The organism is Micromonospora sp. NPDC007271 (assembly GCF_040634005.1).
Classification (GTDB): Bacteria; Actinomycetota; Actinomycetes; order Mycobacteriales; family Micromonosporaceae; genus Micromonospora.
Map to the genome: position 1 here is coordinate 37,955 of NZ_JBEYER010000045.1, position 20,367 is coordinate 58,321.

Annotated in this window: 21 protein-coding genes; 10 read left to right on the forward strand and 11 right to left on the reverse strand. The window is 74.7% G+C overall.

Annotation, left to right across the window (positions count from 1 at the left end):
* Positions 1 to 58 precede the first annotated feature (58 nt).
* The gene (locus ABZ570_RS17775; protein WP_358064134.1) at positions 59 to 1,024 is read left to right on the forward strand and encodes a LysR family transcriptional regulator; all 966 of its coding nucleotides are present in this window, start codon (positions 59 to 61) and stop codon (positions 1,022 to 1,024) included.
* A gap of 59 nt (positions 1,025 to 1,083) precedes the next feature.
* On the opposite strand, the gene ABZ570_RS17780 is transcribed toward ABZ570_RS17775, so the two are convergent.
* Positions 1,084 to 1,827, reverse strand: a complete 744-nt coding sequence (locus ABZ570_RS17780; RefSeq protein ID WP_358064137.1) for a PIG-L deacetylase family protein — start codon at positions 1,825 to 1,827, stop codon at positions 1,084 to 1,086.
* 497 nt (positions 1,828 to 2,324) lie between these two features.
* Here ABZ570_RS17780 and ABZ570_RS17785 point away from each other — a divergent pair, with 497 nt between their 5' ends.
* Positions 2,325 to 2,615 (forward strand): hypothetical protein, encoded by a 291-nt coding sequence (locus ABZ570_RS17785; RefSeq protein WP_358064139.1) that lies wholly within the window; start codon positions 2,325 to 2,327, stop codon positions 2,613 to 2,615.
* A 54-nt stretch (positions 2,616 to 2,669) separates the two neighbouring features.
* Positions 2,670 to 3,953: a cupin domain-containing protein gene (locus ABZ570_RS17790; protein ID WP_358064142.1), complete on the forward strand. Its 1,284-nt coding sequence runs from the start codon at positions 2,670 to 2,672 to the stop codon at positions 3,951 to 3,953.
* Between the two features lie 102 nt (positions 3,954 to 4,055).
* On the opposite strand, the gene ABZ570_RS17795 is transcribed toward ABZ570_RS17790, so the two are convergent.
* The 5 genes from ABZ570_RS17795 to ABZ570_RS17815 form a co-directional block, all read right to left on the reverse strand.
* Positions 4,056 to 4,721, reverse strand: coding sequence for a hypothetical protein (locus tag ABZ570_RS17795; RefSeq protein WP_358064145.1), 666 nt, complete (start codon positions 4,719 to 4,721; stop codon positions 4,056 to 4,058).
* The gene (locus ABZ570_RS17800) at positions 4,718 to 7,390 is read right to left on the reverse strand and encodes an FtsK/SpoIIIE domain-containing protein (protein WP_358064148.1); all 2,673 of its coding nucleotides are present in this window, start codon (positions 7,388 to 7,390) and stop codon (positions 4,718 to 4,720) included. The genes ABZ570_RS17795 and ABZ570_RS17800 overlap by 4 nt, the downstream gene beginning before the upstream one ends.
* Positions 7,383 to 8,270, reverse strand: coding sequence for a hypothetical protein (locus ABZ570_RS17805; protein WP_358064151.1), 888 nt, complete (start codon positions 8,268 to 8,270; stop codon positions 7,383 to 7,385). Before ABZ570_RS17805 ends, ABZ570_RS17800 begins: the two co-directional genes overlap by 8 nt.
* 8 nt (positions 8,271 to 8,278) lie before the next feature.
* Entirely contained in the window at positions 8,279 to 8,539 is a 261-nt protein-coding gene (locus ABZ570_RS17810) for a hypothetical protein (RefSeq protein ID WP_358064154.1), read from the reverse strand.
* 258 nt (positions 8,540 to 8,797) lie between these two features.
* A complete protein-coding gene (locus tag ABZ570_RS17815) occupies positions 8,798 to 9,181 on the reverse strand; it encodes a hypothetical protein (RefSeq protein WP_358064157.1) in 384 nt (127 codons plus the stop codon).
* Positions 9,182 to 9,429: 248 nt separating this feature from the next.
* Between ABZ570_RS17815 and ABZ570_RS17820 the strand changes: the two genes are divergently transcribed.
* The 3 genes from ABZ570_RS17820 (at position 9,430) to ABZ570_RS17830 (ending at position 12,550) form a co-directional block, all read left to right on the forward strand.
* A complete protein-coding gene (locus ABZ570_RS17820) occupies positions 9,430 to 11,970 on the forward strand; it encodes an ATP-dependent Clp protease ATP-binding subunit (RefSeq protein WP_358064160.1) in 2,541 nt (846 codons plus the stop codon).
* A gap of 62 nt (positions 11,971 to 12,032) precedes the next feature.
* Positions 12,033 to 12,200 (forward strand): hypothetical protein, encoded by a 168-nt coding sequence (locus ABZ570_RS17825; protein ID WP_358064164.1) that lies wholly within the window; start codon positions 12,033 to 12,035, stop codon positions 12,198 to 12,200.
* Positions 12,200 to 12,550: a DUF3140 domain-containing protein gene (locus ABZ570_RS17830; RefSeq protein ID WP_358064167.1), complete on the forward strand. Its 351-nt coding sequence runs from the start codon at positions 12,200 to 12,202 to the stop codon at positions 12,548 to 12,550. Before ABZ570_RS17825 ends, ABZ570_RS17830 begins: the two co-directional genes overlap by 1 nt.
* An 86-nt stretch (positions 12,551 to 12,636) precedes the next feature.
* Here the strand turns inward: ABZ570_RS17830 and ABZ570_RS17835 are convergent, their stop codons facing one another.
* The 3 genes from ABZ570_RS17835 to ABZ570_RS17845 form a co-directional block, all read right to left on the reverse strand.
* The gene (locus ABZ570_RS17835; RefSeq protein ID WP_358064170.1) at positions 12,637 to 12,873 is read right to left on the reverse strand and encodes a hypothetical protein; all 237 of its coding nucleotides are present in this window, start codon (positions 12,871 to 12,873) and stop codon (positions 12,637 to 12,639) included.
* 19 nt (positions 12,874 to 12,892) lie between these two features.
* Complete coding sequence (locus ABZ570_RS17840) at positions 12,893 to 13,879, reverse strand: LysR family transcriptional regulator (RefSeq protein ID WP_358064173.1); 987 nt, start codon at positions 13,877 to 13,879, stop codon at positions 12,893 to 12,895.
* A 93-nt stretch (positions 13,880 to 13,972) separates the two neighbouring features.
* Positions 13,973 to 14,590, reverse strand: coding sequence for a hemerythrin domain-containing protein (locus tag ABZ570_RS17845; RefSeq protein WP_358064176.1), 618 nt, complete (start codon positions 14,588 to 14,590; stop codon positions 13,973 to 13,975).
* A 158-nt stretch (positions 14,591 to 14,748) separates the two neighbouring features.
* On the opposite strand from ABZ570_RS17845, the gene ABZ570_RS17850 reads away from it, so the two are divergent.
* Together ABZ570_RS17850 and ABZ570_RS17855 are read left to right on the forward strand one after the other, a co-directional pair.
* Positions 14,749 to 16,074, forward strand: a complete 1,326-nt coding sequence (locus ABZ570_RS17850; RefSeq protein ID WP_358064179.1) for a M20/M25/M40 family metallo-hydrolase — start codon at positions 14,749 to 14,751, stop codon at positions 16,072 to 16,074.
* Between the two features lie 61 nt (positions 16,075 to 16,135).
* Positions 16,136 to 16,789: a hypothetical protein gene (locus ABZ570_RS17855; RefSeq protein ID WP_358064182.1), complete on the forward strand. Its 654-nt coding sequence runs from the start codon at positions 16,136 to 16,138 to the stop codon at positions 16,787 to 16,789.
* An 80-nt stretch (positions 16,790 to 16,869) separates the two neighbouring features.
* On the opposite strand, the gene ABZ570_RS17860 is transcribed toward ABZ570_RS17855, so the two are convergent.
* Both ABZ570_RS17860 and ABZ570_RS17865 read right to left on the reverse strand, forming a co-directional pair.
* Positions 16,870 to 17,061, reverse strand: coding sequence for a DUF5703 family protein (locus ABZ570_RS17860; RefSeq protein ID WP_073838148.1), 192 nt, complete (start codon positions 17,059 to 17,061; stop codon positions 16,870 to 16,872).
* A gap of 139 nt (positions 17,062 to 17,200) precedes the next feature.
* Complete coding sequence (locus ABZ570_RS17865; protein ID WP_358064186.1) at positions 17,201 to 18,172, reverse strand: aldo/keto reductase; 972 nt, start codon at positions 18,170 to 18,172, stop codon at positions 17,201 to 17,203.
* 159 nt (positions 18,173 to 18,331) lie between these two features.
* On the opposite strand from ABZ570_RS17865, the gene ABZ570_RS17870 reads away from it, so the two are divergent.
* Positions 18,332 to 19,384 carry an LLM class F420-dependent oxidoreductase gene (locus tag ABZ570_RS17870; RefSeq protein ID WP_358064189.1) on the forward strand — a complete coding sequence of 351 codons (1,053 nt, stop codon included), beginning with the start codon at positions 18,332 to 18,334 and terminating at the stop codon, positions 19,382 to 19,384.
* Positions 19,381 to 20,217 carry an undecaprenyl-diphosphate phosphatase gene (locus ABZ570_RS17875; RefSeq protein ID WP_358064192.1) on the forward strand — a complete coding sequence of 279 codons (837 nt, stop codon included), beginning with the start codon at positions 19,381 to 19,383 and terminating at the stop codon, positions 20,215 to 20,217. Before ABZ570_RS17870 ends, ABZ570_RS17875 begins: the two co-directional genes overlap by 4 nt.
* Positions 20,218 to 20,367: the final 150 nt, after the last annotated feature.

A 20,367-nucleotide genomic window follows, 5' to 3' on the forward strand; every position in this document is an offset into this window, starting at 1 on the left:
CAAACAACCGCCCTTCGGCGAGCCACAACGACCAGTTGGGCGGGCATAGGCTGGACCGGTGGACACCGAGGCAGTGCGCTCGTTCGTCCGGGCGGCCGAGCTCGGACAGTTGCAACACGCGGCCGACGAGCTCGGCGTGACACAGCAGGCGGTCTCGAAGCGGGTCGCCGCCCTGGAGCGCGAGCTGGCGGTCCGCCTGTTCACCCGGACCGCCCGAGGGGTCGAACTGACCCTCGACGGCCAGGCGTTCCTCCCACACGCACGGAGCATCGTCGCGGGTGTCGATCGCGCCGTCACCGCGGTCAGGCCGGGCTCGCGGGCCCTTCGGATCGACGTTCTGGGCCGGCGAAGCGCGCAGGCCGTCGTGCTGCACGACTACTGGCGGTCGCATCCCGGAACCGACCTCGACGTGGTGACCCTCAGGGTCGACGACCCGCACGTGGCGGCCGCTGCCGTCCAGGCAGGCGAAATCGACGCCTCGTTCCGCACTGTCACCGACCGGGCCACGCTGCCGCGCGACGTGCAAATGATCCACGCCTTCGACTCGCCGCTGGAACTCCTCGTCGGCCCCCGGCATCCGCTTGCCGGCGCACGAACACTGACCCCACCCCAGCTACGCAAGCTTCGGATCTGGGTGCCCGGTATCGTGCCCCGGAGCGAATGGGCGGAGTTCTACGACCAGCTCGCCACCGCGTTCGACCTCCGTATCGACGCGGCCGGCCCGAACTTCGGTGACGAGGTACTCCTCGACGCCCTCGCGGACTCCGCCGACGTGGCCACCCTCGTCGGCGCGCGCGACCGGTACATCTGGCCGACGAACCACGACCTACGCCGCATCCCGATCGTGAACCCGACGCTCGCCTACCCGCTCTCGCTCATGTTCCCCAGCACGAATCCGCACCCGGGACTTCGGGCGATCATCAACCACCTCGCAAGCCTGGCGCCGCTCCCCGAGCCGGCCTGGCTCCCGTCCTGGGCAACATCACGCCGCAGCGCCGGCGACATCGCGCACACCCGCCACTGACAGTCGTTCGCGCAGGTGCGTCACCAACCGGACGGGCCCACCAGGATCATCGCCGGCGCCTACCCGAGGCCGAGGCGGAAGACCTCGAAGGCGACCCCGTACCGGACGCCCAGGCGGGTGCCGGCCGGGCGAGCCAACCCCTCGAGGAACTCCTCCGCGTCGAAGCCGCCGTCCCCCAGCCCGCTCAGGTACGCCCCGTGCGCCCGCAGCGACGCCACGCCCCGGTCGAAGGTGGCCGTCACGTCCACCCCGTGCCGGGCCCGGGGCGAGGCCGCCGCCCACACCTCCCGTACCCGGGGCCACGGCTCCACGCCGTCCACCAGCTGCTCCGGGAAGATCCACCGGTTGCCGGCGTCCCGGACCCCGTCCAGCACCGCCCGGCCGCAGGCCACGTGGTCGGCCTGGTTCAACGCGTACGTCCCGTCCCAGGTCTCCCGGAAGTTGACGGTGACCACGATGTCGGGGCGGTGCCGGCGGACCACACCGGCGACCTTCCGGCGCAGCGGAACCCCGTACTCCAGCAGGCCGTCCGGCAGGCCCAGGAACTCCACCGCGTCCACCCCGACCACCGCCGCGGACGCGCGTTGCTCCTCCTCCCGGAGCACCCGGGCGCGGTCCGGCGGCATCCCGTCGATGCCGGCCTCGCCGCTGGTGAGCAGGCAGTAGGCGACCTGCTTGCCCTGCCCGGTCCAGCGGGCCACCGCGGCCGCCGCGCCGAACTCCAGGTCGTCGGGATGGGCCACCACGGCGAGGGCCCGTTGCCAGTCCTCGGCCAGCGGCGTAAACGGCTCCGGCTGCCCCACGGCCATCTCCTCTCCCACGTACCCTCCGCCATCCTGGCACCGACGGGGCCGGCCCGCCGGTCACTGCCCGTGTCCACCACCTTCACCGTCAACGGCCTCATCTAGCCGCAAGCGGTGAGTCCCGGCGGGCCCGGCGAACCGCCTGTGTCGCCCCCGCCGCCTACCGAGAGCGATGTTGCGGTGCGGGTCCCGCGGACACCAGGCCAACGCTTGCGGGTCCTGCGGACACCAGGCCAACGCTGACGTGAACGCCGCGATCAACGTCAGGGACGCCGCCGGGCGGTGTCCCCACTCACCGGGCGGGCAGCCCGGGACAGGAGCCACTCGGCGTCCTGTCGACCACCCACCCGGCGCCAAGGCCGTACAGCGCTGGAAGCGGGAATCTCCCGCCGCTAGGCGGGAGAGGATGTCAAGGTTAGGGAAGATCGCGCGTGGGGTACCACCCGCTCCACGACGAACCCCGACGTACGCGGGGCGGCAGACCCGAGGGAGCACCCATGGCACTCAACGACGACGACATGCAGACCACTGGCGGCGGAGGCGCCGAGGGTCCGGCCGACGGTGGCGCGACCCCCGGCCAGCAGGACGGCGGCGCGGACGGCGGCGCCGATCGCGGCGCGGAGCGCGGTGCCGACCGCGGCGCCGACCGGGGCGCCGAGGGCCCGGCCGACGGTGGTGCCACGCCGGGAAAGCAGGACGGTGGCGCGGACGGCGGTGCCGAGGGTCCGGCCGACGGTGGCGCGACCCCCGGCCAGCGGGACGGTGGCGCCGACGGCAGCGCCCGCTGACCGGTCGCCATGGCGTACCTAGACCCGTCCGACAGATCCAGCTCGGCGCGTCTGGTGCCGCGCCACGACCGGCAACCGTCGCCGGGCGGCGACGGCCGCCCGGCGGTTCCGTGCGCCGCGTCCACGGCCCTCGCCCGCTGCGTCGCCGTCGACCCGGCCAAGTTCGCCGCCGACCACTGGGGGTGCAGCCCGCTGCTCTCCCGGGCGGCCGAACTGCCCAACCCGGACGGCTTCACCGACCTGCTCAGCCCCGCCGACGCGGACGAGCTGCTCAGCCGCCGGGGCCTGCGTACCCCGTTCCTGCGGCTGGCCAAGGACGGCGAGCTGGTGCCGGCGGCGCGCTACACCGGCGGCGGCGGCGCGGGCGCCGAGATCGGCGACCAGGTCCTCGACGAGAAGGTCCTGCAGCTGTACGCCGACGGCGCGACCCTGGTGCTGCAGGGTCTGCACAGGAGCTGGCCGACACTGGTCGACTTCGCCCGCGACCTGAGTATCGCCCTCGCCCAGCCCACCCAGGTCAACGCCTACCTGACCCCGGCCGGCAGCCAGGGCTTCGCCACCCACTACGACACCCACGACGTCTTCGTGCTCCAGGTCGACGGCCGCAAGCACTGGCGGATCCACCCGCCGGTGCTGCCCGACCCGCTGGAGCGGCAGCCGTGGGGCGGGCGGGCCGACGAGGTTGCCGCCACCGCCGAGGGCCGGCCCGCGCTGGACGTGGTGCTCACCCCCGGCGACGCGCTCTACCTGCCCCGCGGCTGGCTGCACAGCGCCCAGGCGCAGGAGTCCAGCTCGCTGCACCTGACCGTGGGGATCCGGGCGCTGACCCGGTACGCCCTGGTCGAGGAGCTGCTGGCGCTCGCCGCCGAGGATCCCCGACTGCGGTCCGGCCTGCCGCTCGGCGTCGACGTGGCCGACCCCGACGCCATCGAGCCGGAGCTGACCGAGACGGTGGAGGCGCTGCGCGACTGGCTGCTGCGGGCCGATCCGGCCGCCGTGGCCGCCCGGCTGCGGGACCGCGCCTGGCCGGCCGCCCGGCCGGCCCCGATCCGGCCCCTGGCCCAGGCCGCCGCGCTGGCCGCGCTGACCGCCGACAGCCGGGTCGCCCCGCGGGAGGGCCTGCGCTGGCAGCTCAGCCCGACCGGCGACGACGGCCGGGTGGCGCTGCGCCTGTTCGACCGCACCATCACCCTGCCCGGCACCTGCGAGCCGGCGGTGCGGGCCCTGCTCACCGGCGAGGTGACCCGGGTCGGCGACCTGCCCGGCCTCGACGACGACGCCGACCGCCTGGTCCTGGCCCGCCGCCTCCTCAAGGAGGCCGTCCTAACCCCCGCCTGAGGTCCCCCGGCCCCGCCCCGGGTCGCGTCGATCATGAGGTTGGCGGTGGCCGGCCCGGCGTGTCGTACCGCCAACCTCATGATCAGCGGTGCGGGGCGGGGGTCAGCGGGGGGCCAGGGTCAGGAGGAGGACGGTTGTCGCCAGGCCGGCGGTGACCACCAGCGTTATCGCGCGGGGGTTCAGCACGGCGTGTCGGCGGTCGGCCAGCAGGCGGGCCGGGGCCAGCCCGACCAGCGGGCCGAGCAGCGTCACCACCAGGGCCAGCACCGGCATGCCGACCGCCAGGTCCCCGCCCGAACCGGCGCCCAGCGCCCGCGCGCCCACCCCCAGCGTGTACGCGACGACCGACCCGCCGGCCCCACAGCACACCAGCAGCGGATTCGCCGAGCCGGGCAGCTCGCCCCGCCGGCGGATCCGGTCCAGCAGATCCCGTACCCCGCGCAGCCGGGGCACCGGGTCGCCGCTGGCGTCCGGCGCCGGACCGGGCGGGTCGCCCAACCGGCCGCCGGAGCGGACCCGGGTGCGCAGCTCCCCCCACAGGTGCGCGGCCTCGGCGTCCACCCGGTCCACCAGCTCCCGCGCCTCCGCCACCTCCGCCTCGGCGCGGCGGACCTGCTCGGCGGCCTCGGCCACGGCCCGGTCGGCGGCGGCGCACTGCTGCGCGTACCAGCTGTGCGCCTCGGCCCGCTGGGCGGCCACCCGGGCGGTCAGCTCGGCGAGCCGGCGGATCTGGGCGGCGTACGTCTCACTGGCGACCGGTTCGTTCATCGCGATGGACCATAAGGGATGATCACCTGCCCGGTGCGGTGCACCGCCCGGTCGAAGTAGAGGCCCCGCCAGGGGCGCGGGTACCAGTCCGGCCCACCGGTGCCCGGGTAGAGCGAGGAGCCCAGCTCCGCCCCCTGCACGTCGAGCGCCACCCAGGCGCCGATGTTCTCGATCCGAGCGCCCGGCCCGCCCAGGTCGGTTCGCATCCGGGCCACCCCCCGCCACCAGGCCAGCACGTGCGTACGCCGTTCCGGCCCGTCGTGCAGGATCCGGCGCAGCTGCTCCAGCCCGGTCCGCCGGCCCGCCTTGCCGGCGAGCTGCCCGGCCGCCGCGTCGACCGCGAACAGCAGCAGGTAGTGCGGGCTGTTCGGGGTGCCCGGGGCGCCGAGCGAGTCACCCACCTCCGCCATCAGCTCGGGGACGGTCTCCTCGTCGTACCAGGCGGCGTCGTCGGCCAGGTCCGCGTAGAGGGCACGGGCGGCCGGGTCGGCGTCCGGGTCGAGGCAGGCGATGGAGAACCGGGCGGTGCCGGGGCGGTGCTGCCGGGCCAGCGACCGGGCCGCGGCGTCCAGCACCGCGCACGCCTCGTCCACCCGGGTGCCGAGCACGGCGAGGTTGCGACCCGGGGCGCGGGGCAGCCGCAGCGCCGCCGAGCGGGCCTGCACGTCGATGATCTCCCCGAGCAGGGCCACCGGGCTGCGCGGCACCCCCTGCTCCGGGGCGGTCAGTGCGCCGAAGTCGGGCGCGTCGGCGAGCCTCGGGACCGCGTCGCCGTCGAAGAGGCGGGCCGGGGAGGCGTCCTGCGGCCGCATCCGCCACAACCGGTGCTGCAGCTCGCTCCACGTCTCCCAGTCGCTGGCCGACGGGATGCGCGCCACCTGGTTCCCCTCGACCAGGCCCGACTCGGCGTTGACCACCGCGTGGTGCCGGGGCAGCGACTGCGCCGCGTCGTTGCGTTCGGCCAGGATGCGCAGCGCCTTCGGCAGCGCGATCCGCAGCGTGAACTGGGCGACCAGCGCCGGCCGGCCCCACAGCGCCTCGATGCCGCGCACGTCCTGCGAGGCGAGCACCAGGTGAATGCCCTGCGAGCGGCCCCGTCGGGCCAGGTCCTCCAGCAGGTCGGCGGCCTCCCGGGCGACCACGTCCCGGCCCGCGAGCAGCGCCTGGAACTCGTCCACCACGGCCACGATCCGCGGCCAGCGCCCGGTCGGGTCCACCGCGCGCAGCTCGGCGAGCTTGGTGACCTCGTGTTTCTTCGCCGCGTCCGCGCGGCGGCGCAGCTCCTCGGCGAGGAAGCGCAGCAGGGCCAGCCCGAACTCCCGGTCCGTGTTGACGTTGATCCCGACCAGCCGCATGTGCGGCAGCCAGCTCGGGTCCCGCCGGCCCTGGGCGAACCGGGCGAAGGACACCCCCTCCTTGAAGTCCAGCAGATAGAACTCCAGCTCGGCGGGGGAGTAGCGGGCGGCGAGCGCGCCGATCCAGGCGAAGATCAGGTTGGTCTTGCCGGTGCCGGACGGGCCGCCGATCAGCGCGTGCGGCGGATAGTCGCCGAGGGTCAGCAGCACCGGCCGGCCGTGCCGGCCCTCGCCGATCGGCGCGGTCAGCCCGGGTGCCGAATCCTCCCGCCAGTACTCGTCGGGCGGGGGCAGCAGGTCGGTGAAGGGCGCCGGCGGGGGGCCGGCGTTCACCCGGGAGGCCACCTCCCGGCAGGTCTCGGTGACCAGCCCGGCCGGGGGCGGCTCGTCGAGCACGACCGGCAGCCCCGCGATGCGGGCATCCTCCGGCTCGACCACGATCCGGGTCACCGTCGGGTCGTCCGGCAGGGCCAGGCCGCGGACCATCAGGTGCACCCCGCAGGCCGCCCCGGTCCGCACCACCCGGTCCAGCTGGCCGCGCTCGTGCCGGGACAGCTCGTCGCCGCCGAGCAGCACCGCCACCCGCCAGGGCTCCGGCCGGCGGCCGGTGGCGGCGGCCAGCTCGCGCAGCGACCCGTACTCGCCGGCCAGCACGGTCTCGTTGATCCGGCGGATCTGCTCCACCAGGTCGTCCAGCAGCCGTCCCAGCCCGCCCGGGCCGACGAAGGTGAGCAGCCCGGCGGTGCCGAGCGGGGCGAACCCGGCCAGCCCGCCGCCCAGGTGCTCCGGGCCGTACCCGAACAGCCGGACCGTGCCCGGCTCGGCGCGCCCCAGCGAGCGCAGCAGCAGGGCCGGGACCACCGCGGCGATGCCGTCGCGGTCACCGCCGGCCAGGTGCACGTGACCGGCGTCCAGCAGCGGCACCAGCGCCGGCACCGGCTCGGCGCCGGGGATGCGTACCGTGCCGGCCCGGACCGCGCCGGGCGCCTCGGCCCGGTCGGCCGGGGTGACCCGCCACCGGTCCCACGGCGCGGACGCGGCACCGGGCGCCTCCCGTTCCGCCGCCGTGGCCGCCCGCCGGACCAGCTCGGCGATCCGGGCGGTGTGCCGGGCGTCGATCTCGGCCAGGCGGCCGTCGCGGGCCGCGCCCACCCGCCCCGGTACGGCCGCCGCGGCCCGGCGCACCCGGGTCAGCCGTTCCCGGCCGGCGGCCAGGTCGGCGTCCGCGGCGGCCAGTCGGTTCCGGGCCGCGCCGAGGGCCTCGGAGAGCATGCCCCGGACCCGCGACACCAGTTGGGTACGGACGTCAGCCATGCGCACCCCGGGACGGCTCCGGTTCGCCGGCGTCCTTCGGCAGGTCACGGCCGAGCCGGTCGAGCAGTACGCCGGTGACCACCCCGGCGGTCACCGCCGGATCCGCCGCGTGCGGCTGGTCCTGGTCGGCGGGGCGGCGGGGTGGCGGCATCCGGCAGACCCGGGTGAGCAGCGTGTCCAGCACCGGCGGCGGCAGCCCGGGCAGCAGGTCGCGGACCCGCCCGTCCAGCTCGCGCCGCAGCCGGCCCAGGTCGTCGGCGCGGGGCGGGTGCCCGAGCAGTTCCCCGGCCAGGTCGCGCAGCAGCGGCGGGGCGACCGCGGCCAGCCCCAGCCCCACGTCGGCGTGCGCCCGGCGCAGCTCCCGGTGCAGCCGCTCCCGGTCGCCCGCGCGGACCCCGGTCACCACCCGGCGCAGCAGCTCCCGGGCGTCGCCGACCTGCTCGTCCGGCTCGTCCGGCGGGCCCTCACCCCCGCCGGTCAGCTCCGCCACCCGCACCGACCACCAGCGCCGCGCCTTCGGGTCGGGGCCCTGCTCCGGTACGGCGCCCGGCGTCGCCGGCGCCCCCTCCGGGGGCGCGTCGTGCTTCGGCCGCCGGCCGTCGGCCTTCGGGGCGGGCGCCCCGTCGGCGGCGAGCCCGATCGCGGCCAGGTACGCCGACAGCTGCTCCTGCGCCACCCGCAGGGCGTATCCGGCGTTCTCGGCGTGCTCGGTCGCGGCGGACAGCTCCGGCACCCCCATCGGGTCGGCCGACTCCTGCCGTACCCAGCGCAGCCGCTCGGTGGCCTGGCCGAACTTCTCCAGCGCGGCGGCGAGCTGGGCCAGCGGCAGCTCGTCGGCGGCGGCCCGCACGCGGGCGCCGATGTCCTCGACGATGGACACGGCCGGCCCTAGAGGGTGGAGATGTAGAGCTGCGCCTGCTCGACCGCGACCAGTGTGGCGGCGAGGCACTCCTCCAGCTCCTGGCTGGCCTGGGTCAGCGACGCCTGGGCGGCCTCGACCGTCTCGTGCCCGCTGCCCTCCAGTGCGCCGGCCAGGGTCTGCTGCGCCTCGGCCAGCTTCTCGCCGGCCGCCTGCACGGCTGTCTGCCCGTCACCTATCTGCTGGAGGGCGACATCGATGGCTGCCTTCAGCTCGGCGACGCTCGCCACGGGGACCTCCTGGGGGCGGGGAGATCTCCATTACAACCCATCCCGACGGGTGGGAGAACATCCGCCCTCGCGGTGTTCCTACCCGGCTGTCCGATCGCGGCCCCTGACATGCGCTGAGACCGTTTCGCGCCCCGGGCCGCGGTCCCACCGGCGGGCCGACCGGTCCCGTCCACGGGCCGCCCTGGGCGGTCGTCACCGCCGGGAGCTGACTGCGGCTCCGTCCGCGTACCCTGGGCGCCAGGCCGGCGCGGGTCGTGCTCAGCGGTCCCAGGGCAGCCAGCGCGGGCCGTGCACCTCGGCGCCCAGCGCGCCCACCCGGGCCCGCAGCTCCCGGTCCGCGGTCACCACGACCCGGCGGCGCGGGGCCGCCGCCGCGACCAGTTCGACCATCGTGTCGTCACCGGAGCCGGGTGCGGCGACCACCCCGACCCCCGGCACCGCCGGCACGTTCCGGGCCGCTCCCTCCACCACCAGCACCACCTCCACCGGCGGCGGCAGCTCCGGCGGCACGCCCGTCCCGGCCAGCGGCACCAGCGCGTCGCGCAGCCGGGCCGCCGCCCCGGCCCGGTCCCGCCACCAGCCGTCCGGCCGCGAGCCCACCACGTTCGCGCCGTCGACGATCAGCAGCGGCCTGGTGTCCATGCCACCAGCCTGCCACCGAGCCGGCGGCCGCCCGCGCTCGCCTCGCCCGCGTTTGTCGCGCCGGCCGTCGGGTAGCCACCGCCGACCGTGCCGCGCCAGGTCGCCACGCCGGCCATGCCGCGCCAGGCCGTCTCGGCGACCCTGTCGCGCCAGGTCGTCTCGGCGACCGTGTCGCGCCAGGTCGTCGCGGCGACTGCCGCGCCAGGTCGCTCCGGCGACCGGGCCCGCCCGAGGAGCGGAGGACAGAGATGATGGGACCCGGTGACTTCGGCCCCGACCCGTGGGACGAGTTCCTGGCCCGGTACTTCGGCCGGGGCGAGGGGGGCCGCCGGCCGGCGCACCGGGTCGACATCACCCGGCTGATGACCGCCGACGCGCGGGAGATGCTCGCCGACGCGGCCCGCCGGGCGGCCCAGAAGCACAGCAACGACCTGGACACCGACCACCTGCTCTGGGCGGCCCTGCAACGCGAGCCGCTGCGCGACCTGGTACGCCGAGCCGGCGCCGACCCGGACGCCCTGGTCAACGCCCTCGGCGGGCGCGGCGACGGGGCACCCCGGGGCGAGGTGCCACCGAACCTGTCGCTCACCCCGGCGGCGAAGCGGGCGCTGCTCGACGCGCACCAGTTGTCCCGGGCGATGGGCGCCAACTACATCGGCCCCGAGCACATCCTGATGGCCCTGCCGCTGAACCCGGAGTCGCCGGCCGGGCGGATGCTCGCCGCCGGCCGGATCCAGCCGGAGTCGTTGCAGGCGGCCAGCGCGGAGCGGGGCGGCACGCCCCGCGTCGACCGGGGCACCCCCACTCTCGACCAGTACGGCCAGGACCTCACCGAACTGGCCCGCAACGACCAGATCGACCCGGTGATCGGGCGGGCGGACGAGATCGAGCAGGCGGTGGAGATCCTCTCCCGCCGGACCAAGAACAACCCGGTGCTCATCGGGGAGGCCGGCGTCGGCAAGACGGCCATCGTGGAGGGACTGGCCGAGCGGATCTGCGACGGGGACGTGCCGCAGACGCTGATCGGCAAGCGGGTGGTCCAGCTCGACCTGCCCGGCCTGGTCGCCGGCACCCGCTACCGCGGCGACTTCGAGGAGCGGCTCAAGAAGGTGATCGACGAGATCCGCGCGCACCGCGACGAGCTGATCATCTTCCTGGACGAGATCCACACCCTGGTCGGCGCGGGCGGTGCCGGCAGCGAGGGCGGCATGGACGCGTCCAACATGCTCAAGCCCGCGCTGGCCCGGGGCGAGCTGCGGGTGATCGGCGCGACCACCCTGGACGAGTACCGGCGCAGCATCGAGAAGGACGCCGCGCTGGCCCGCCGGTTCCAGCCGGTCTTCGTGCCCGAGCCCAGCGGCGAGGACACCGTCACCATCCTGCGCGGCCTGCGCGACCGGTACGAGGCGCACCACCAGGTCCGGTTCACGGACGAGGCCCTCGTCGCCGCCGCCGAGCTCTCCGACCGGTACGTCACCGACCGGTACCTGCCGGACAAGGCGATCGACCTGATCGACCAGGCCGGCGCCCGGGTCCGGCTGCGCACGCGGACCCCCGCCGAGGACGTACGGGAGCTGGAACGGCAGCTCGACGAGGTGCGCCGCAACAAGGAGCAGGCGGTCGCCGACGAGCAGTACGAACGCGCCTCCGAGCTGCGTGACCGGACGGCCGACCTGGAGGAACAGGTCCGCCGCGCGAAGGGGGAGGGGGAGACCCCGAACGTGCCGACGGTCGGGCCGACCGAGATCGCCGAGGTGGTCTCCCGGGCCACCGGCATCCCGATCAACCAGCTCACCGAGGAGGAACGGGACCGGCTGCTGCGCCTGGAGGGTGTCCTGCACGAGCGGGTGATCGGGCAGGACGACGCGGTCCAGGTGGTCGCCGAGGCGGTCCGCCGCTCGCGTACCGGCCTGGCCGACCCGAACCGGCCGATGGGCAGCTTCCTCTTCCTCGGCCCGACCGGCGTCGGCAAGACCGAGCTGGCCCGGGCGCTGGCCGAGGCGCTCTTCGGCGAGTCCGACCGGATGGTCCGGGTGGACATGAGCGAGTTCCAGGAACGGCACACGGTCAGCCGGCTGGTCGGCGCCCCGCCCGGGTACGTCGGTTACGAGGAGGCCGGCCAGCTCACCGAGGCGGTCCGCCGCCGCCCGTACGCGGTGGTGCTGCTCGACGAGATCGAGAAGGCGCACCCGGACGTGTTCAACATCCTGCTCCAGGTGCTCGACGACGGCCGGCTCACCGACAGCCAGGGCCGGACGGTGAACTTCAAGAACACCGTACTGATCATGACGAGCAACCTGGGTTCCGAGCTGATCACCGGCACCCAGCGCGCGGTCGGCTTCGCCGCCGGCGAGCCGGGCCAGCAGGAGGCCGCCGAGCTGCGGGAGCGGCTGATGCGCCGGCTCCAGGAGAACTTCCGGCCGGAGTTCCTCAACCGCATCGACGAGATCATCATCTTCCAGCGGCTCGAGGCACAGCAGCTGCGCCAGATCACCGAACTGCTGCTGGAGGAGACCCGCCGCCGGCTGCACGCCCAGGACATCCAGGTCGACTTCACCACGGCCGGCGTCGACTGGCTCGCCGAGCACGGCTACCAGCCGGAGTTCGGCGCCCGGCCGCTGCGCCGGGTGATCCAGCGGGAGGTCGACAACCGGCTCTCCCGGATGCTGCTGGAGGACGAGATCTCGCCCGGCCAGCGGGTCACCGTCGACGCGCAGGACGGCCAGCTCGCCATCGAGGTGGCCGGCGCCGGCGGCTACACCGCCGCCGCGACGTCCCATCCGCGATGAGCGATGAGGCGCCGTCCGCGAAGCGCGGCCAGGTCCCATCCCCGACGGAGCGGAGGCCGGACATGACCGAACCCGAGGCGACCCGGGAGGAGACCGAGCGCAGCGAGCCGATCGTGAGCCCACCGACGGCGAACCCGTCCCGGGTCAAGGTGCCGCCGGAGGGTGTGAAGAAGCAGACCGACGAGGGCGACCGGACGCCGTCCGGGCCGCCGCCGGAAGAGGAGGCGTGATGGTACGCGAACAGCGCGTGGATCCCGAGGTGGACGTGCTCTGGGACGACTTCCACGCCCTGGTGAACGTCCCCTCCGAGCAGTTGCGCCAGTGGCTGCTGACCCGGGGTTCGGGCGAGGAGTCGTTCGGCCCCGAACCGAACATGTCCCTGCCCGAGCCGGGCCGGCACATCCTGCGGGTGCTGAGCAAGCGCAAGGTGGACCTCACCCGGGAGGACATCGAGGTGATGCAGGAGGCGGTCGACCGCATCCAGTCCCTCATCGACGCCCGGCCGAGCGCCGGCAACACCGACAACGAGTGGCGGCACTCGCTGCTCGATCTCGGCCACGACGTCCTCGTCGAACGCTGATCCGGCCGGCGTCCCCCGGACGCCGAGCCGGACCGGACCGGCGGCACCCGGACTGCGTCCCGGGTGCCGTCCCGCGTCCGGCCGTACTACTCGGGCTCCATGCTCGGCAGCTGCAGGCCGGCGGCGTCGGCGGCGGCCTGCCGGTCGGCCCGGGCCCGCTCCTCCCGGCTGAGCAGGTTGGCGTACTCGGTGATGTCGGCCGGGTCGGGCACCTCTGGCAGCCGGCGCAGGAAGGTCTCCACGTCCTGGGCGGCGGCGGCGTGCGTGGCGGCCGCCTGGCGCAGCAGCTCCCGCTGTTCGGCGGCGGGGTACAGATCAGTCATGCCGCCCTGATACCCGCGCTCAGGCCGTTCGCACCCCGCCGGTCACCGGCACCCGGGCACCGAAGTCGGGATGCCGCAGCAGCCAGGCCAGGTAGTCCGGGTGCGGCGCCAGCGCGTCCGTGTACGCGGCCACCGCCGTCTCCAGCACCGTCTCGGCGACCCCGGCGGCCGGCGCGTCCGGGTGCCAGCCCAGCAGCAGCCGCCAGCGCAGCGGCGCCCCGGCCAGCCGGCGGGTCACCAGCCCGGCGGGGGGCCGGAAGGTGGCCTGGCAGAGCGCCACCCCCTCGCCCGCGTCGACCAGGTCCACGCAGCCGCGCACGTCCGCCTCGTACAGCTTGCGCGGGGTGAACCCGGCGCGGGCGCAGGCGGCGGCGAAGCAGTCGCCGAAGCAGCCGTCCCCGGGTGCCGCCACCCACTGCTCGCGCCGCAGGTCCACCAGGCGCACCTCGCCCCGGTCGGCCAGCGGGTGGTGCTGCGGCAGCAGCACGGAGATCGGGTCGACGGCCACCTCCCGCCAGCTCAGCCCGAACTCCACCGCCGGGCGGGCGTCCCCGCACACCCCGATGAGCGCGAAGTCGAGCCGGCCGCCGGCCACCAGCTGGGCCAGCTCGTCCACCGACCAGGACGCGTACGTGGTGATCCCCACGTCCGGCTGCTCGGCGGCGAGCCGGTGCACCAGCCGGCCGAGGATCGGGCTGTTCACCCCGCCGAACCGGTAGCGGTTCAGCGGGTCGCCCGCCCCGGCCAGCCGGGCCGCCTCGTCCTGAAGCCCCTTCATCGCCGGCAGCAGCACCCGGGCCCGGTCCAGCACCAGCTCGCCCAGCGCGGTCGGACGGGCGCCGCGGCGGTCGCGTTCGAACAGTGGACCGCCCAGGGTCCGCTCGATGCGCTGGAGCTGGGCGGTCAGTGCCGGCTGGGCCAGGCCGAGGGTCGAGGCCGCCTTGGTCACGCTCCCCGTCTCCGCGATCGCGCAGACGACCCGCAGGTGTCGCAGCTCCAGATTCATACGGTGACGGTAGGACCACGAACCGGTATGCGGAAGAGCCTTCGCCATCGGCGTACCTCGATCGATCGGGTGTCGCCCGGACGGCGGCCCGACTCAGCGCACCCGGCGCCGCTCGAGGTCCGACACGTGGGTACGCCGGCCGGTCACCGCGTCGCGGACCTTATCCAGCACCCCCACCGCCGGCTCGACGAGCTTGTTCCACGGCGGGCTGGCCGGGGTGCCCGGGTGCGGCCGGGTGGGCGCCGCCTCCTCGGCGATCTCCCACCGGTTGCCGAGCCGGATCAGCTCGGCGTCGGTGGCCACCCCACGCAGCGACGTGACCAGCGCGGCGACCCGGTCGACGTGCCGGCGTACCCGGTCGACCACCTCCGCCAGCGCCGGGTCCGCCGGCCCGGACAGGCCCTTCAGTGCCGCGCGCAGCGCGGCGTCCGCCTCGATCTCCCGGTCCACCGGGTCGGCGCTCTCCGGCACGGCGGCCCGGGCGGCGGGAAGGAGATACTGCTCCTCCGCGGAGAGATGCCGGGACACCGCGGCGGTGAACACCTCGAGCACCTCCCGGCGGCGGTCGGCCGGCAGCTGCGCTCCGGCGAGTTGCCCGGCCAGGCCGAGCAACGTCCGGTGCTCCCGATCCACGATCTCGACCACGCTCCGGCCACCGGGCCGGTAGGCGTCGTCGGCGGCGGGCGGCAGCGGCGGCAGGGGGACGGTCACGGTGCCCTCCTCGACTGGTGGCCGCCGGGGGATCGGCGGCGCCTAGCGGTCCACGGGCGGTGCGGGGACGCCAGCGGCGGTACCCGGTCGCGCGATCCGCGAAACCGCGCGCGGACGGGGGTGGGCCGGCCGCGGGGCCCGACTGGTATGAAGAAGCGATGACGAGCCACGCCGCCACCCGACCGGACCCCACCGACGAGGTCGTGGACCTCTGCCGCGACCTGCTGCGCATCGACACCACCAACACCGGGGACAACGACACCAGCGTCGGGGAGCGGCGCGCCGCCGAGTACGTCGCGGAGAAGCTCGCCGAGGTCGGGGTCGACGCCGAGATCCACGAGTCCGCGCCCGGCCGGGCCAACGTGGTCGCCCGGATCGCCGGCACCGGCCCCGGGCGGGACGCCCTGCTGGTGCACGGCCACCTCGACGTGGTGCCCGCCGACGCGGACGAGTGGTCGGTGCACCCGTTCTCCGGCGAGATCCGCGACGGCTACCTGTGGGGCCGCGGCGCGATCGACATGAAGGACTTCGACGCGATGGTGCTCGCCGTGGTCCGCGGCTGGCAGCGCTCCGGGGTGCGCCCGTCGCGGGACATCGTGCTCGCCTTCACCGCCGACGAGGAGGCCGGCAGCGACTACGGGGCGCACTACCTCGCCCGCGAGCACCGCGGCCTGTTCGACGGCTGCACGGAGGCGATCGGCGAGGTCGGCGGCTTCTCCTACTCCGTCGACGAGCAGCAGCGGCTCTACCTGATCGAGACCGCCGAGAAGGGCATCGACTGGCTGCGCCTGCACGCCAAGGGCCGCCCCGGCCACGGGTCGATGGTGCACGACGACAACGCGGTCATCGCGCTCGCCGAGGCGGTCGCCCGGATCGGCCGGCACCGCTTCCCGGTGGTCGTCACCGACACCGTGCGGGCGTTCCTGGACGAGGTTGCCGACGTGCTCGGCATCGAGATCGACCCGGAGGACCCGGAGACCGCGATCGCCAAGCTCGGCCCGATCGCCAACATCATCGGCGCGACCATCCGCAACACCGCCAACCCGACCCGGCTCGCCGCCGGCTACAAGGACAACGTCATCCCCGGCCGGGCCACCGCCACGATCGACTGCCGCAGCCTGCCCGGCCAGTCGGAGCTGCTGGAGCGGCAGCTGCGGGAGTTGGTCGGCCCGGACATCGCCATCGAGTACATCCAGCGCCAGCCCGCCCTGGAGACCACCTTCGACGGCGATCTGGTCGACGCCATGTCCGCGGCGCTGCGCGCCGAGGACCCGGGCGCCCGACCGGTGCCGTACATGCTCTCCGGCGGCACCGACGCCAAGGCGTTCTCCCAGCTCGGCATCCGCTGCTTCGGCTTCGCGCCGCTGCGGCTGCCCGCCGACCTCAATTTCTCCGGCCTGTTCCACGGCATCGACGAGCGGGTTCCGGTGGACGGGCTACAGTTCGGCGTGCGGGTTCTCGACCGGTTTCTCCGCAGCTGCTAACCGTGCCCGTCGCGTCACCGTCGGCGCGGATTCTTCCCCCATCGTGAAGGGACTGCCATACATGACCGACCAGCACGGTGAGCTGGACGCCGCCCTCGAGCGGGTGATCGACGCGGCCCGCGCCCACCTGGCCGCCGTCCGCGCCGCCCAGGGCCGGATCGACGACGACGCCGTCTGGCAGGCGTACGTCAATTTGAACAACGCCTCGTTCGCCTACGACGAGCAGCTGCTCGACGCGTTCGGCGAGGTGACCCCGTGGGACGTCGAGTCGATCGACCCGGACGAGGCCGACGAGCGCTTCGGCGTGGTCGAGGGTGTCGAGGCCACCGACCCGCACCCGCGGGTCATCTCCGTGCGGCAGCGGCGCGACTACCGCGTCCCGAGCGTGTCCGCCCTGATCCGGGCGGCCGAGGCGGCCCGCCGCGAGGGCACCCCCGAGGAGGACGAGCCGGCCCCGGTCGAGGGCGTCGGCGAGGCCGTGCTGGAGCTGCTGCAGAGCGGTGACGGCTCGCTCAGCGCGCTGGACGTGCCGGAGCTGGAGCCGCTCGACGGCCTGGTCATGGTCAGCGAGGTCGGCACCCCGGTCGACCTGGAGTCGTTCGACGACGACGACCCGCTCGGCCCGTTCCAGCCGGCCCCCGACGATCGCCTCGTCGGCCGGCTCGACGAGCACCCGTTCCTCGAGCTCGACGAGGAGCACGACCACGCCCACTAGGGCAGCCGTTACGTCCCCGGGGCCCGACCGTGCGGTGCGGGCCCCGGGGCGTGCGGAGCGAGGCGGGGATGCGCCCAGCCTCAGTACGACAAACCCGGCTGCGGCTGGTTGACCCGGCGGCGGCGCAGCATCACCTGTCGCGTGCCGTCCCGGTACAGCCGCACCCGGGCCAACTCCCAGCCGGAGAACTCCGCCTGGATCGCCAGCTGCGCCGCGGCGGTCAACCGGTCGACATTCGCCGGCAACCGCAGCGGCGCGTATTCGTAGTCCATGGACCTATGCTGCCCAGCTCGCCGGCCGTGCGCCAGCCCCGGGCGGTGACCTGTGTCGCCCCCGTGGTGGCGCCGCCCGGAAACGGGCCGGGACGTCCCCGGCCAGCGGCCGGCGGGCTGAGCAGACCCCTCCGGCCGGTCAGCCGTCCCGTTCCGGGTAGCCGACCGGCACGGCCGACACGTCGTCCAGCGCGGTGACGATCTCCTCCGGCAGGGTCATCCGCTCCACCTGCAGCGCGCCGAGGAGCTGGCCCACGGTGCGGGCGCCGAGGATCGGCGCGGTCACCCCGGGCCGGTCCCGGATCCACGCCAGCGCCACCTCCAGTGGCGACACGCCCAGCCCGCCCGCCGCGGTGGCGACCGCCTCCACGATGCTGGAGCAGCGCGGCTCCAGGTACGGCGTGACGAAGCGCTCGAAGTGCGGCGAGGCGGCCCGGGAGTCGGCCGGGCGGCCGTTGCGGTACTTGCCGGTGAGCACCCCCCGGCCCAGCGGCGACCAGGGCAGCACCCCCAGCCCCATCGCCTCGCAGGCGGGCAGCACCTCGCGCTCCACGCCCCGCTCCAGCAGCGAGTACTCCACCTGCGCGGCGACGATCGGGGTCCGCCCCGGCCAGGCGGCCTGCCAGGCGGCGGCCCGGGCGGTCTGCCATCCAGAGAAGTTGGACACCCCCACGTACCGGGCCTTGCCGCTGGACACCGCGTGGTCCAGCGCGGCCAGGGTCTCCTCCAGGGGGGTGTCCGGGTCGTACCCGTGCACCTGCCACAGGTCGACGTGGTCGGTGCCGAGCCGGCGCAGCGACGCGTCCAGGGTCCGCAGCAGGTGGCCCCGGGAGCCGTCCCGGCGGCGGCCGCTGCCCGGCCGCAGCCCCGCCTTGGTGGCGATGAGCAGTTCGTCCCGGGCGACCAGGCTGCCCAGCAGCGAGCCGATCACCGACTCGGCGTCGCCGTCGGCGTACACGTCGGCGGTGTCGACGAGGTTGCCGCCCGCGTCGAGGTAGCTCTTCAGCTGGGCGGCCGCGTCGTCGGCGTCGGTGTCCCGTCCCCAGGTCATCGTGCCGAGTGCGAGCCGCGAAACCGCCAGCCCGCTTCGGCCGAGCGGTCGCTGTTGCATGGGTGAACCTTATTTCGAACCGCGCGTCACGGATATCCTCGCCCGCAGTCAAGTTCCCGCTCCACCGGTGTGACGTGTTCGGGGGCGAGCCGGTGATCGGGTCGACCACCGGCATTGCGTAACCTGATGCGACCTGTGGTGCGGACGGTGGGAGGACCAGTGCGACTCGGGCTCAGCCTCGGATACCAGACGGCGTGGAGCACGCCGGCCGATCATCTGGCCCTGGCCCAGGAGGCCGACGGGCTCGGCTACTCCGTGGTGTGGGCGGCGGAGGCCTACGGCTCCGACTCGCCGAGCATGCTGGCCTGGATCGCCGGTCAGACCGAGCGGATCGACGTCGGCAGCGCGGTGATGCAGATCCCCGCCCGCACCCCCGCGATGACCGCGATGACCGCGGCCACCATCGACGCCCTCACCGGCGGCCGGTTCCGCCTCGGCCTGGGCGTCTCCGGTCCGCAGGTCTCCGAGGGCTGGCACGGCGTCCGCTTCGCCAAGCCCCTGGCCCGCACCCGGGAGTACGTGGACATCGTGAAGCTGGCGATCGCCCGCAAGGAGGTCGCGTACGACGGGGAGCACTACACCCTGCCCCTGCCCGACGGGCCGGGCAAGGCGCTGCGACTGGGCTTCCATCCGCCGCGCGAGCAGATCCCGATCTACCTGGCCGCCGTCGGCCCGAAGAACCTCGAACTGGCCGGCGAGATCGCCGACGGCTGGCTGGCCGTCTTCTACGCGCCCGAGTTCGCCGAGGAGCAGCTGGCCTCCGTCCGGGCCGGCCGCGCCAGGGCCGGCAGGGAGCTGGCCGGCTTCGACGTGGTGCCGTCCGTCCCGGTGGTGGTCGGCGACGACATCGCCGCCTGCGCCGAGCTGGTCCGCTGGTACGCCGCCCTCTACGTGGGCGGCATGGGCAGCCGGCAGCAGAACTTCTACAACCAGCTGGCCACCCGGATGGGCTACGGCGACGCTGCCCGCGAGGTGCAGGACCTCTACCTGGCCAAGCGGCAGCGGGACGCGGCTGCCGCGGTGCCGATGGAGTTCATCGACCGCACCTCGCTGCTCGGCCCGAAGGAGCGCATCGCCGACCGGATGCGGGCGTACGCCGACGCCGGCGTCACCACCCTGTCGGTGACCCTGTTCGCCGCGGACCGGGACAGCGGCGTGCAGACGCTGCGCACCGTCGCCGAGGCCCTGGAGATGTCCGGAGTCGGCGAGTGACCTGGGTAGAGGCCATCGTCCTGGGCATCGTCCAGGGGCTCACGGAATTCCTGCCCGTCTCGTCCTCCGGCCACCTGCGGATCACCTCCGCGCTCTTCTTCGGCCGGGACGCGGGCGCGTCGTTCACCGCGGTGACCCAGCTCGGCACCGAGGCGGCGGTGCTCATCTACTTCGCGAAGGACATCTGGCGGATCGTCCGCACCTGGGTGGTCGGCTTGTGGGACCGTTCGGTCCGGTCCAGCCTCGACTACCGCATGGGCTGGTACGTCATCGTCGGCACCATCCCGATCGGCATCTTCGGGCTGCTGTTCAAGGACCAGATCCGGACCGCCGGGCGGAACCTCTACCTGGTCTCCTTCACGTTGATCTTCTTCGCGCTGGTGCTGGCCTTCGCCGAGTACTGGGGACGGCAGACCCGCACGCTGGAGAACTTCCGGATGCGCGACGGCGTCATCATGGGCTTCGCCCAGGCCCTGGCGCTGATCCCCGGCGTGTCCCGCTCCGGCGGCACACTCACCGCCGGCCTGCTGATCAACCTGACCCGGGAGACGGCGGCGCGGTACTCGTTCCTGCTGGCGATCCCGGCGGTGGTGATCTCCGGCGTGTTCAGCCTCCCGGACGTCTTCGAGCCGTCGGCGCCCGGGACCGCGGCGCCGAGCGTGGCCCAGATGGTCGTCGCGACGATGATCGCCTTCGGGATCGGCTACGCGGCGATCGCCTGGCTGCTGCGCTACGTCGCCCACCACACCCTGTACCTGTTCGTCCTGTACCGGGTGGCGCTCGGTTCGCTGGTTCTCTGCCTGCTGCTCACCGGGGTCATCGACGCCACGTAGCCCTCGCTTGGTGGGTGGTTGCTGTGGTGCTTGGTTGCTGTTGGTGGGTGGTTGCTGTTTGGGCTGGGGGCGAGGGTGCCCGGCTCCGGGCGGTCAGTTCAACGCCCGCTTCGGCGACCCGGAGACCCAGGTCGTCCTCGCGCTGCTGGA

Excerpts from the sequence above, each read along its gene's own strand:
- ABZ570_RS17860 (WP_073838148.1), bottom strand. The coding sequence starts at position 17,061 with ATGGACTACGAATACGCGCCGCTGCGGTTGCCGGCGAATGTCGACCGG.
- ABZ570_RS17800 (WP_358064148.1), bottom strand. The coding sequence starts at position 7,390 with ATGGCTGACGTCCGTACCCAACTGGTGTCGCGGGTCCGGGGCATGCTC.
- ABZ570_RS17850 (WP_358064179.1), top strand. The coding sequence starts at position 14,749 with ATGACGAGCCACGCCGCCACCCGACCGGACCCCACCGACGAGGTCGTG.
- ABZ570_RS17855 (WP_358064182.1), top strand. The coding sequence starts at position 16,136 with ATGACCGACCAGCACGGTGAGCTGGACGCCGCCCTCGAGCGGGTGATC.
- ABZ570_RS17865 (WP_358064186.1), bottom strand. The coding sequence starts at position 18,172 with ATGCAACAGCGACCGCTCGGCCGAAGCGGGCTGGCGGTTTCGCGGCTC.
- ABZ570_RS17820 (WP_358064160.1), top strand. The coding sequence starts at position 9,430 with ATGATGGGACCCGGTGACTTCGGCCCCGACCCGTGGGACGAGTTCCTG.
- ABZ570_RS17815 (WP_358064157.1), bottom strand. The coding sequence starts at position 9,181 with ATGGACACCAGGCCGCTGCTGATCGTCGACGGCGCGAACGTGGTGGGC.
- ABZ570_RS17825 (WP_358064164.1), top strand. The coding sequence starts at position 12,033 with ATGACCGAACCCGAGGCGACCCGGGAGGAGACCGAGCGCAGCGAGCCG.
- ABZ570_RS17830 (WP_358064167.1), top strand. The coding sequence starts at position 12,200 with ATGGTACGCGAACAGCGCGTGGATCCCGAGGTGGACGTGCTCTGGGAC.
- ABZ570_RS17785 (WP_358064139.1), top strand. The coding sequence starts at position 2,325 with ATGGCACTCAACGACGACGACATGCAGACCACTGGCGGCGGAGGCGCC.
- ABZ570_RS17835 (WP_358064170.1), bottom strand. The coding sequence starts at position 12,873 with ATGACTGATCTGTACCCCGCCGCCGAACAGCGGGAGCTGCTGCGCCAG.
- ABZ570_RS17795 (WP_358064145.1), bottom strand. The coding sequence starts at position 4,721 with ATGAACGAACCGGTCGCCAGTGAGACGTACGCCGCCCAGATCCGCCGG.
- ABZ570_RS17840 (WP_358064173.1), bottom strand. The coding sequence starts at position 13,879 with ATGAATCTGGAGCTGCGACACCTGCGGGTCGTCTGCGCGATCGCGGAG.